Source organism: Candidatus Accumulibacter cognatus (assembly GCF_000584975.1).
In the GTDB taxonomy this organism is placed as follows: Bacteria; Pseudomonadota; Gammaproteobacteria; order Burkholderiales; family Rhodocyclaceae; genus Accumulibacter; species Accumulibacter cognatus.
Genome location: NZ_JDST02000130.1, coordinates 1 through 10987 on the forward strand (window position 1 = coordinate 1; position 10987 = coordinate 10987).

10 protein-coding genes and 2 pseudogenes are annotated in these 10987 nt (G+C 65.8%); 6 read left to right on the plus strand and 6 right to left on the minus strand.

Annotated features, from left to right (window positions below; all coding sequences use genetic code 11):
- Positions 1-239: 239 nt before the first annotated feature.
- Positions 240-428: a hypothetical protein gene (locus tag AW06_RS21295; RefSeq protein WP_273704908.1), complete on the minus strand. Its 189-nt coding sequence runs from the start codon at positions 426-428 to the stop codon at positions 240-242.
- 218 nt (positions 429-646) lie between these two features.
- Here AW06_RS21295 and AW06_RS21300 point away from each other — a divergent pair, with 218 nt between their 5' ends.
- The 5 genes from AW06_RS21300 (at position 647) to AW06_RS18975 (ending at position 6516) form a co-directional block, all read left to right on the plus strand.
- The gene (locus AW06_RS21300; RefSeq protein ID WP_273704909.1) at positions 647-1618 is read left to right on the plus strand and encodes a hypothetical protein; all 972 of its coding nucleotides are present in this window, start codon (positions 647-649) and stop codon (positions 1616-1618) included.
- 463 nt (positions 1619-2081) lie between these two features.
- A complete protein-coding gene (locus AW06_RS18960) occupies positions 2082-3371 on the plus strand; it encodes an efflux RND transporter periplasmic adaptor subunit (protein ID WP_034953525.1) in 1290 nt (429 codons plus the stop codon).
- Positions 3368-4069 carry an ABC transporter ATP-binding protein gene (locus tag AW06_RS18965; RefSeq protein ID WP_138678922.1) on the plus strand — a complete coding sequence of 234 codons (702 nt, stop codon included), beginning with the start codon at positions 3368-3370 and terminating at the stop codon, positions 4067-4069. Before AW06_RS18960 ends, AW06_RS18965 begins: the two co-directional genes overlap by 4 nt.
- A gap of 42 nt (positions 4070-4111) precedes the next feature.
- A complete protein-coding gene (locus tag AW06_RS18970; protein WP_034953528.1) occupies positions 4112-5269 on the plus strand; it encodes an ABC transporter permease in 1158 nt (385 codons plus the stop codon).
- Between the two features lie 77 nt (positions 5270-5346).
- On the plus strand, positions 5347-6516 hold the full coding sequence (locus AW06_RS18975; RefSeq protein ID WP_034953529.1) for an ABC transporter permease: 1170 nt from the start codon (positions 5347-5349) through the stop codon (positions 6514-6516).
- A 254-nt stretch (positions 6517-6770) separates the two neighbouring features.
- Here the strand turns inward: AW06_RS18975 and AW06_RS18980 are convergent, their stop codons facing one another.
- Complete coding sequence (locus AW06_RS18980; RefSeq protein WP_034953533.1) at positions 6771-7778, minus strand: aldo/keto reductase; 1008 nt, start codon at positions 7776-7778, stop codon at positions 6771-6773.
- Positions 7779-8077: 299 nt separating this feature from the next.
- Positions 8078-8633 (minus strand): annotated as a pseudogene (locus AW06_RS21305) (IS3 family transposase); the annotation flags it as partial.
- 232 nt (positions 8634-8865) lie between these two features.
- Here AW06_RS21305 and AW06_RS21310 point away from each other — a divergent pair.
- Positions 8866-9165, plus strand: coding sequence for a DUF2502 domain-containing protein (locus AW06_RS21310; RefSeq protein ID WP_138678925.1), 300 nt, complete (start codon positions 8866-8868; stop codon positions 9163-9165).
- 345 nt (positions 9166-9510) lie between these two features.
- Here AW06_RS21310 and AW06_RS21315 read toward each other — a convergent pair whose 3' ends face one another.
- The 3 genes and pseudogenes from AW06_RS21315 to AW06_RS19000 form a co-directional block, all read right to left on the minus strand.
- Positions 9511-9693, minus strand: a complete 183-nt coding sequence (locus AW06_RS21315) for a S49 family peptidase (RefSeq protein ID WP_212761141.1) — start codon at positions 9691-9693, stop codon at positions 9511-9513.
- Positions 9694-9950: 257 nt separating this feature from the next.
- A pseudogene (locus AW06_RS21320) lies at positions 9951-10190 on the minus strand (ABC transporter permease); the annotation flags it as partial.
- On the minus strand, positions 10181-10891 hold the full coding sequence (locus AW06_RS19000) for an ABC transporter ATP-binding protein (protein WP_034953542.1): 711 nt from the start codon (positions 10889-10891) through the stop codon (positions 10181-10183). The gene AW06_RS19000 and the pseudogene AW06_RS21320, both read right to left, overlap by 10 nt.
- Positions 10892-10987: the final 96 nt, after the last annotated feature.

The window sequence follows — 10987 nt, forward strand, 5'->3', positions numbered from 1 at the left end:
AACTTCCAAACCTTCCAGAAGATTAAATCGTGACCGCGCACGGTAGACCAGGATGGGACGTACGAGACGATCTACGGCAAGTGGTTTACCCCGCACAGGTAGATTTTTTCGACCCACCATGCTGGCCATCCCCGCGACACGCTCACAGTTGGTGAAAAGAGGGAGCCCCTGCCATCACGCGCAGACATCAGGTCGGGGGGTTTCCGCGTACGCAGCGTCTGCGGCGCGCAGCGCGTCAGCTACACGCCATCGAGGCGCACCGGCGGCAGAACGCCGCGCGTCTTGGCGCGCTCCGCCTCCTCGCGCACGTAAGCCCCGTCCGGCCCGGTCGACGCGTGCGTCCAGCAGACGACGCAGCGCGCCGCGTCGAGCTGCTCGGCGATCGTCTCGCGCCAGCGCTCGCCGCCACCGATGTCCTGATGACCCACCGTACCGACACGCCCGCGGCACGCAATGCGGTGACCAAGGGCTCGACGCACGACCAATCTTCGCGATTGTAGCGGACGAAACAGTCGCTCATCGCTCGCTGGCCGCGCGCCGCCGCGCCTCTTCGACGAGCCGTTGACCGACCGGCGACAGAACGCCACGCGCCTGCAGGGCAAGCAAGGCGTCGGCGACCTGCCGCCAGGTGACCCCGCCACCGATCGTGGCTAGCCGCCAGCGACACGGCCACGTCGCGCTGCGCTTGTGCCGACGCCGGGTTCGCGGCCGCCAGCCGGCGGCGGGCGATCTGCAGGCTCTCGTCGAAGCTGCGCCGGGCGGCGGCGAGGTCGCCGGCCGCTTGCTTCAGGTCGCCGAGTTCGACCGCGGCAACGCTGCATTCGCGGTCGTCGTTGGCGACGCGGCGCGCTTCGCCGGCGGTGTGCAGCACCTGCGCGGTGTCGCCCGATTGCTGCGTCAGCCGGCCGATGTAGACCCAAGTCCGGAAGTCGTCGGTGTCGCGCTGCGCCGCCGCACGCCAGAGTTGCAGCACGTCGTTTGTCGTCTTCTCGCCGCGGTCCTGCATGTCGGCGGCGAGCGCGGCCAGTTGGCGGTATTCGGCGGCGCTGCGCAGCTTGTTGGCTTTGTCGCGCGCCGCTTCCTCGACGCGCGTCAGCTCTTCGAGGACGGCGAAGGCGCCGACGCGGTCGCCGTCGGCATAGCGTTGCAGTGCCTGGCGTCGTTCGGGGTTCGGCGAATCGGCGAGGGCGGCGATCAGCCGCCGGTATTCGGCCAGTTCGGCGCGGTACGCCGAGTCGCGCGCGCTGAGTTCGTCGACCAGGCGCTGCCGTTCGCTGGTCAGCGCGCGCAGCTCCTTGCCCAGGCGGGCCGTCTCGGCCGCGCTCTGGTTCTGCTGCGCGAGCGCTCGCCGCAACTGTTTGTCGCGCTGTTCGAGTCCTGCGAGCAGGGTCACTTCGCGTTCCGGGCTGCGCCGCTGACTCGCCGCGAGCGACGCGGCACGATCGAGGACGAGGGCGCTCGGTCAATTCGCGCACTTGCGCGTCGCGATCGGTTTCGCTGCCCGGCGCCAGCTCCACCGTTGCGCCCGCGGCAGTCGCCGCGCGCGCCTCGATTTGATGGCGCAGAGCATGGCAGGAGTCTCCCGAAGGTGAAAGACGAGGAGCGAGTGGATGGGTAAGCTGCAGGACCGGGCAGCGACCCGCGACCCGCGACCCGCGACCCGCGACCCCCAACGAACGAGGCATGACCGGCCCATCACCCGCTGGCCAACCGCCCGCTCCGGCCGCCCCACCCCGAAGCCCCTTGCCAGCCGCCAAACCCCTACCGGAAAAGCAGTATCGACACGCGCTCGAGCCTTGTCAAGCCACCCCCCGACGGTCCTTTGCTGGCCGTTCACCCGCATCCGACCCCTCGCCGCAGGTCAGACGGCAGGCGCCAGTCCATCGATTCGCTGCGGCCGCTGCCCGTGTCCGGGCTGGCCCAGGGGTCCGGCGCTTGACACTGCACGGGGGGCCAAGGATACTCCCGCGGGCGGCGATGCGCTGGCGGCCCATGGTGTCCGCGGCGGCGAAGTGCTGCCGACCATTCACTCAAGGCGTTTGCCGCCGAGCTTCTGACGCCCCCGCTCATTTCCTCTTCCCATGGCCGAACCCGACAAGACGCCTGCCTCCCCGCTGTCGCTGCTGGCGATTGACCGCAACGCGGCCCCGACCCGGCGGCGCCGACGCCGCTGGGCTGTCTGGCTGGCGGCTGTGCTCGGCATCGGTGGCATCGCCGCCTACCTTCTCGTGCCGGGCAGGGTGGACGTCCAGGTCACGACCGTGCTCAGTGCCTACCCGTCGCAGCAGTACACGCAACTGACCGCCTCCGGCTACGTGGTCGCCCAACGCCGCGCGTCGGTGGCTTCGAAGGGCACCGGCCGACTGGTCGAGCTGCGGGTGCGCGAGGGCAGCCCGGTGCAGGCGGGCGAACTGATTGGACGCCTTGACGCCAGTGACGTGCGGGCCGCTCTACGGGTCGCCGAGGCGGCGATCGGTCAGGCCGCGGCCGGGCTCCGGCAAGCCGAGGCCAACCTCGAACAGGCGCGGGCCGAAGCCGCCAACGCCGAGGTCGAGTTCCAGCGCCAGCAGGCCTTGCGCGCCCGTGGCTTCGTCTCGTCGCAGGCGGTCGATGCGGCGCAGCGCCGCGCGCTGGCGGCACGCGCGGGGGTCGGCGCCGGGCGGGCGGCGATCGACAGCGCCCGCGCCGCTGTGGCGCTGGCGCAAGCCCAGGTGGCGGTGCAGCAGGTCAATCAGGACAATACCGATATCCGCGCGCCCTTCGATGGCGTGGTGTTGGTGAAGAACGCCAACGTTGGCGACATGATCACGCCTTTCTCGGCGGCGGCGGGCACCTCGGGCGCCGTCGTGACGATGGCCGACATGAGTACGCTGGAGGTCGAGGCGGACGTCTCCGAAAGCCATGTCGCCAGGGTTCGCGTCGACATGCCGGTGGAGATCACGCTCGATGCGATCCCCGATGCGCGCTTCCGCGGCAGCGTCGCCCGCGTCGTGCCGACGGTGGACCGGGCCAAGGCGACGGTGGTGACCAAGATCCGCTTCGACAGGATCGACGCGCGCATCCTGCCGGAAATGAGCGCCAAGGTGAATTTCCTGTCGCAGCCGGCGACGGATGCCGACCAGACGCCGGTAGTCGCCGTCAACCCCAGGGCGATCGCCGAGCGCGCCGGCAGCAAGGTCGTTTTCCGGCTGCTCGGCGAGACCGTCGAAGCCCTCCCGGTGACGCTCGGCCGCAAGCTCGGCGATGCGCAGGAACTGACCGGCAGCCCGCTGCAGCCCGGCGAACGCCTGGTCCTGGCGCCCCCGGAGCGGCTCGCTGCCGGCGCCCAAGTGGTCGTTTCGGGCGGCAGCGCCGCGAAGAGGAGCCCTTGAGCATCGATCCGGTTCCGCCGCTGATTCGCATCCGCGGGCTCTCGAAAGGCTACCGGCGCGGCGGGCAGGTGATTCCGGTGCTGCTCGACCTCGACATGGACGTCGCGGCGGGCGAGTTCGTGGCGCTGATGGGTCCGAGCGGCTCGGGCAAGAGCACGCTGCTGAACCTGATCGCCGGCATCGACAAGCCGTCTGCCGGCACCATCGAGATCGGCGGCGTCGATATCGCCGAGCTCGGCGAGGGCGAACTGGCCGACTGGCGTGCCGCCAACGTTGGCTTCGTTTTCCAGTTCTACAACCTGCTGCCGGTGCTCAGCGCACAGGACAACGTCGCGCTGCCGCTGCTGCTGACCAGTCTGTCGAGCCGCGAGCGCGCCGAGCGGGCGCGCGTCGTCCTCGGGCTGGTGGGCCTCTCCGACCGCGCCGACCATCTGCCGAACGAACTCTCGGGCGGGCAGCAGCAGCGCGTGGCGATCGCGCGCGCGCTGGTCAGCGACCCGCTGCTGATCGTCGCCGACGAGCCCACCGGCGACCTCGACCGGGTCACCGGCGAGGAGATCCTCGGACTGCTCGAACGACTCGTCGTCGAGATGGGCAAGACGATCGTCATGGTCACGCACGACCCCAAGGCTGCCGCGCACGCCCGCCGCCTGGTGCACCTCGAGAAGGGCGTGCTGGTCGACGAAGCCGGCGCGTGATGGCGGTCGCCGCATGAGGCTCGCACACACACGAGGCGACCGATGTTCCTGCTGCGGCTGCTGCTGAAGAACGCCTTTCGTCACCAGTTGCGCACCGGCCTGACGCTGATCGGACTGGTGGTGGCGATCTGCGCTTTCGGCCTCCTGCGCACCATCGTCGATGCCTGGTATGCCGGCGTCGAGGCCAGTTCGAGCACCCGCCTGGTGACGCGCAGCAGCATCTCGCTGACTTTCCAGTTGCCGCTCAACTACGCGCAGCGAATCCGCGCCGTCGAGGGCGTGCGCGCGCTCAGCTGGGCCAACTGGTTCGGCGGGGTGTACATCACCGAGCGGAATTTCTTCCCGCAGTTCGCGATCGATCCGGCGAGCTATCTGGCACTCTACCCGGAGTATGTGATTGCCGACGCCGACAGGCTCGCCTTCTTGCGTGATCGGCAGGGAGCGGTGGTCGGACGCGGGCTGGCCAGCAAGTTCGGTTGGCAGGTCGGCGACCCGATCCCCTTGCGCGGCACGATCTATCCGGGCACCTGGACCTTCACCCTGCGCGCGATCTACGACGGCGCGGACGCCAAGACCGACGAGAACCAGATGTTCGTGCACTGGGCGTTCATCAACGAATCGCTACGCCAGACCGCGCGCCAGCGTGCCGACGCCGTCGGCGTGTACATCGTCGGTATCGACGAACCGAACAACGCCGCCCTGATCTCGCAACGCATCGACGCGCTGTTCGCCAATTCGCTGGCCGAAACGCTCAGCGAGACCGAAAAGGCGTTCCAGCTCAGTTTCGTGTCGATGAGCGAGGCGATCCTGGTGGCGATCCAGGCGGTGAGCCTGATCATTATCGTGATCATCATGGCGGTGATGGCCAACACCATGACGATGACCGCGCGCGAGCGGCTGGCGGAATACGCGACACTCAAGGCACTGGGCTTTCCGCCCGGCTTCGTCGTCGGTCTGCTGTATGGCGAAAGCCTGCTGATCGCCGGCCTCGGCGGCGTGCTTGGGGTCGCCGCGACGCTGCCGCTGTCGGCGGCCTTCGCGCAGGCAACCGGCACACTGTTTCCGGTGTTCCAGCTGTCCGCCCTGACGATGGGCCTGCAGTTGCTGGCCGCGGCGATCGTCGGCCTCGTCGCCGCCGCGTGGCCGGCGTGGCGGATGAGCCGGATCGACATTGTCGATGGCCTGCGGCATGTGGCGTAAGTGGTCGTGAAGCGGGCGCTGCCTGGTCGCCTGGTGCCGGCTCGCGTGCGCCGCCCGCTGCACCCGCGGAGCACGCAGTGAAGGGCCTGCCGCTGGCCTACATCGTACGCAACCTGTGGGTGCGCCGGGTGACCACCGTGCTCACCGCGCTCGGCATGGCGCTGGTGGTCTACGTCTTTGCGACGGTGCTGATGATGAGCGAAGGCATTCGCGCGACGCTGGTCGCCACCGGTCAGGCAGACAACGTCATCGTCCTGCGCAAGGGGGCCGGTGCCGAGATCAACAGCGCGGTCACTCGCGATCAGGCGGGAATCATCGAGACGCTGCCGGGAATCGCCCGCGACACATTGGGCCGCACGATGGTCAGCCGCGAGCCGGTGGTGCTGATCAATCTGCCCAAGCGTGGCAACGGTAAGCCGAGCAACGTCACCGTGCGCGGCACTTCGGAAATGGGCGGGGAACTGCGGCCGCAGGTGCGCATCAGCGAGGGCCGCATGTTCCGCCCAGGCACTTCCGAGATCGTCGCCGGCAGCGCCGTGGCGGCTGGCTTTCAGGGGGTCGGCCTGGGCCAGACGCTGCGCTTCGCCGGCCGCGACTGGCTCGTCGTCGGCATTGTCGACGCCGGCCGCAGCGGCTTCGACTCGGAACTCTGGGGCGATGGCGAACAGATGCTGCAGGCTTTCAGGCGAAACGCCTTTTCGACCGTCGTGCTGCGTCTGGCCGATGTGGACGGCTTCGAGCACATCCGGAAAGCGCTCGAGGACGATCCCCGGCTGTCGCTCGAAGCCAAACCCGAACGTGTCTTCTATGCCGAGCAGAGCGAGGCGCTGGCGACCTTCATCCGCCTGCTCGGCACCGCCCTGGCCGCCATCTTCTCGATCGGCGCCATGGTCGGCGCGATGATCACGATGTTCGCCGCGGTGGCCGCGCGCACCGCCGAGATCGGCACCTTGCGGGCGCTTGGGTTCCGGCGCCGCGCCGTTCTACTGGCGTTTCTCGGCGAGTCGCTGCTGCTGGCGACGCTCGGCGGCGTGCTGGGGCTGGCGGGCGCGAGCGCGATGCAGGCGGTCGACATCTCGACGACGAACTTCCAGACTTTCGCCGAACTGGCTTTCCGTTTCGTCCTGACACCATCGATCGCCTTGCAGTCCATGGCTTTCGCGTTGGCGATGGGCGTCGTCGGCGGCTTCGTCCCGGCATGGCGCGCGGCACGTCTGGAGATCGCCGATTGCCTGCGGGCGGCTTGAACAGGAATCCAGGCACGGAGCACCGGCGGTGGCAAGCCTCTGGAGGCCAACCAAGGCATCCACACCGAGCACGGCAAGGCCGAAGAAACGGCCCAGACGGTCGGCGGCAAGCGGTTGCTGCGGAACGGCTGTGTATTCGTAGCTCTAAACGTGCAAACGTGATAGATCGGAGAGCAGCTTGTCTGAATCAAGAACTTTCCTTGAACGGACACGGCGGCAGCCGTCTGCCGCAGCGCCTGGTCCGGCGCGTGTCTTCAGCGACCCGTCATCCTCTCCAAATGTTCGGGGTAGCGAGCCCCTTGCACCGTGATCTCGGAGGTTGCGCTCTCGATGTCACGAAGATCGTCTGAGGTGAGTTCGACGGAGACTGCTCCGATATTCTCTTCCAGGCGATGCAGCTTCGTGGTGCCCGGAATGGGAACGATCCAAGGCTTTTGAGCGAGCAGCCAGGCGACCGCAATCTGGGCGGGCGTCGCCTGTTTTCGTTCCGCGATTCTGCCGAGCAGATCGATCAGGGTCTGGTTCGCCTTGAGCGCCTCCACCGTGAACCGCGGCAGGGTGCTACGGAAGTCCGAGCTGTCGAACCTCGCGTTCTCATCAATCTTGCCGGTGAGGAACCCCCTGCCCAGCGGGCTGTACGGGACGAAGCCGATTCCGAGTTCCTCGAGGGTCGGTATGACTTCCTTTTCCGGGGTTCTCGTCCACAGCGAGTACTCGCTCTGGACGGCGCTGAGGGGTTGGACGGCGTGGGCGCGGCGGATCGTTTGCGCGCCGGCTTCAGACAGGCCGAAGTGTTTCACCTTCCCTTCCCGGATCAATTCCTTCACCGTGCCTGCCACCTCCTCGATCGGCACGTTCGGGTCAACTCGGTGCTGATAGAGCAGGTCGATCGTTTCGATCTTCAGTCTCTTGAGAGAGCCCTCGACGGCCAGCTTGATGTGCTCGGGCCGGCTGTTCAGGCCCGGCGGACCCTTCATTCCTCGGGGATCGCAGTTTGGGCTGAGGTCGAACCCGAACTTGGTGGCGATCACCACTTGCTCGCGGAAGGGAGCGAGGGCTTCTCCCACGAGTTCCTCGTTCGTGAACGGGCCGTAGACTTCGGCGGTATCGAAGAAGGTGATGCCGCGTTTCACGGCAGCCCGGAGAAGATCCGCCATCTCCTGCCTGTCCTTGGGCGGGCCGTAGGAATAGCTCATTCCCATGCAGCCAAGACCCAGGACAGACACTTCCAGCCCGCTCTTTCCGAGTTTGCGCATTTGCATTGTTTTCCCCTCTGAAGATCGAATCGGTACCCGGATTCCCCTTGGCTCCCAATCGGCTTGGTAGCGCAGGTCGCCGACGAACAGGTTTCCTTTACCGAACGAATGGCGTTGATCTGCCGCCCAAGAAGCTGCCGGTCCAAGTGCAGGCGGTGCGCGGCAGATACCCCTCGTTTGACTGCAGCGCCACAACTAGACCACTCATGGAAATTGTAAGCGTCTCGTACCGCGGGTCAAGCCGTGAGAGATGGCCCCGTTTGTTTGGACAGAAAACCCGCTTTCATCAGTGGAGTCCTGCCGGGATAGAGAGCCTCGATCCCCATACGCGCCATCAGAGTGCCGATGGATTTTCGCCCGGCCTGGAAACCCTCGGGGCGCAGCAGATCGCGCAACAGGCGGATGCCGGCAAACGGGTGATCGGGAGGCCACTCGTCGATCCGGCGCATCAGCGCCAGGTCCTCCGCCGGGACCTCGCGGGGCGTGTAGTAGGCGGTCGAACGCGCCAGCCCGAACAGGGAGCACTGATGCACTACGGGAAGCTCGGGGTTACGGTCAATCATCGTCTTGCGCTCAGCAAGCCCGCCTGGGTAAGCGCGTTTCTAACAGATCGTTTTCCAGCGTCAACGGGCCGATCTGGGCGTGCAGTTTCGTCAGTTCCGCACGGCTCGCGGGGCTTCCGGCGTCTCCAAATACCTGAACCGCACGCTCTGTCAGTGGCCGCTTCCCGTCCGTGATCGGATTCGGGTGAAGGTCATACTGCTGGGCTCACTCCGCCAGCGTCTTGTCGCTCTTCAGCGCTGCCAGTGCCACTTGCGCCTTGAATCCCGGGCTGGGGTTCCGCCTCGTCCTTCTTGCCATGCACTTGCTCCTGGTGTGACTGCTTCCGCAGCCGTTCGAGGGGGCAAGGCTACCACTGATCCCGTTATCCGAATTTCCGGGGCTACCTCTGCTTCTGCGCTGTACGAAATTTCCGCGAAAGGCAGCTTGACCTGAGTAAGCGTCTTGGCGTACAACACTTTCAACGCGTCCTTACGGGCCGACTGTCCCGTTTGCCGTGAAATACCACAATGTCACCGAAAGGCCCTCAACGATGAAGAAATTTCTGCTAGGTGCTGTGATTGCAGCCTCGCCATGTCTTGCCAATGCTGTCGATATTAACGTCAATCTCGGCAACATGCGCGTCGAGGCACCAGGCGTTACCGTAACCTTCGGCTCCCGCGACAATCGTGGCTATTACTGGGATGGTTACGAATACCGCGACCCTAAGTACTGGAAAGAACACAATGGCCCACGTGGCGAGAAGCACTACACTGGACGCGGCAACAATGGCGTCCCACACCAAGGTGGAGGACATTGTCCGCCGGGCCAGGCTAAGAAAGGCAATTGCTAAGGCCACACTCCCCATGGGCTGGATGCCAGTTTTTTTGTCATCCGACCCATCCTCACAGAATTTCAATTGCCCATTGCACGTAGGCGGGACGATTTGCCTTCGGCCTGGCGCTGGTCTTGGCATCACGGCGCATCTTCCTGACGACCTTGTTGAAGGTCGCCATGCCGCCTGCGCCGCATCGGCACCGAGCACACGACCCTGGCCCATTCCGTCGCACACCTGGACAACCGGCACTCCGAGCCCACGCGCCACCGCCGTGGTGAAGAAGGCGTAGTAGTCATCCACCCGAGACGGCATGAAGTCCTGCGCATCCTCGTCAAGCGGCGCTTACGGTTTGCCCTTGATCTAGTACGTTCCAGCCGAGATCAGGGCCGGCTGGATACCCTTGGTGGCAAAGGCCTGCGAGTAGTAGAAGTGCGCCTGCCAGACCCAGATCGATCCCACCTCGCCGCCTGGCATGACGTAGAACTCGGAAGCCGAGCAGCCGATCCAGCCAGTGCGCCGCGCTGGCCGCCAGGCTGTTGACAATGGCGCAGATCGGCTTCTTGCCGCGCGCTGTGAGAATCTCGTCCGCCAACTCAGACACCCCATAGACGCTTCCACCCGGACTGTCGATATCGATCAGGATCTGACTGACCGAATCATCGGCCAGCGCCTGGCGCAAGGCTGACGCGAACTGCTGCTTCCTGACACTCCCCGGCCCCAAGACATCGTCGACCAGGTTGCCGCACTTCGTGACCACGCCGTACAGGGGCAGTACCTCCGTCACTGGAAACCACCGTGGCCTCCTCGTCATCGTTGAACTGGCGGCCGGCGGCCAACTTCCAGTTGCCGGAATCAAGGTAATCGCTGGTCGTACCGCTGACCGTGGACGACCGGTTCTGCGTGCCGGCCACCCGCCCAGTGTCACCATGGTGATCACCGCAGCCACGCCGATGACGATGCCGAGCACGGTCAGAAAGGAGCGCATCAATCAGATTGCGGTGGATCTCGCGCAGGGCGAGCAAGAGCGCGTTCAGCAACATGGTTCGGCAGCCGCCTGGCGTTTGTCGCTGGCGACCAGGCCATCGACAAAATGGACGATGCGTCGCGCGTAGGCCGCCATGTCCGGCTCGTGGGTCACCATGATCACCGTAATGCCATGGTCGCCATTCAGCTGGGTCAGCAGTTCCATGATTTCGTGGCTGCGCTTGCTGTCGAGGTTGCCCATCGGTTCATCGGCCAGAAGTACCAGCGGATTGGTCACGATGGCACGGGCAATGGCAACGCGTTGCTGCTGGCCGCCGGACAATTCGGCTGGCGTGTGATGTTCCCAGCCGGCCAGCCCGACCTTGTCGAGCGCCGTCCGTGCCATGGCATGGCGCACTTCGGCCGGTTCGCCGTGATGAAGCAGCGGCAGTTCGACATTTTCCTGGGCCGAGGTACGCGCCAGCAGGTTGAAGCCCTGGAAGACGAATCCCAGGCGTTGCCGACGCAACAGGGCGCGCTGGTTGCGGTCGAGTTGCTCGACGTTGATGCCGCGAAAAAGGTATTCGCTCGTGGTTGGCGTGTCGAGACAGCCGAGTAGATTCATCACCGTGGACTTGCCTGAACCCGAAGGCCCCATCACCGCCACAAAATCGCCTTCCGCGATACTCAGATCAACGCCGCACAGTGCCTGAAACGCTGCCTGGCCCTGACCATAGGTCTTGGTAATGGCCCGCAATTCGATCAGCGGCGCGCTCATGTCAGCGCCGACCATTGGCACTGTTACCAGTTTTCGCGCGTGTACCGGCGCGCATCACTTTATCGCTTCATGAAAGCTAGCAGCCTGTCGGACTTT

Bases quoted from the DNA above. Each gene is read 5' to 3' on its own strand.
- AW06_RS19000 (WP_034953542.1), bottom strand. From the start codon at position 10,891: ATGAGCGCGCCGCTGATCGAATTGCGGGCCATTACCAAGACCTATGGT.
- AW06_RS18980 (WP_034953533.1), bottom strand. From the start codon at position 7,778: ATGCAAATGCGCAAACTCGGAAAGAGCGGGCTGGAAGTGTCTGTCCTG.
- AW06_RS18970 (WP_034953528.1), top strand. From the start codon at position 4,112: ATGTTCCTGCTGCGGCTGCTGCTGAAGAACGCCTTTCGTCACCAGTTG.
- AW06_RS18960 (WP_034953525.1), top strand. From the start codon at position 2,082: ATGGCCGAACCCGACAAGACGCCTGCCTCCCCGCTGTCGCTGCTGGCG.
- AW06_RS21310 (WP_138678925.1), top strand. From the start codon at position 8,866: ATGAAGAAATTTCTGCTAGGTGCTGTGATTGCAGCCTCGCCATGTCTT.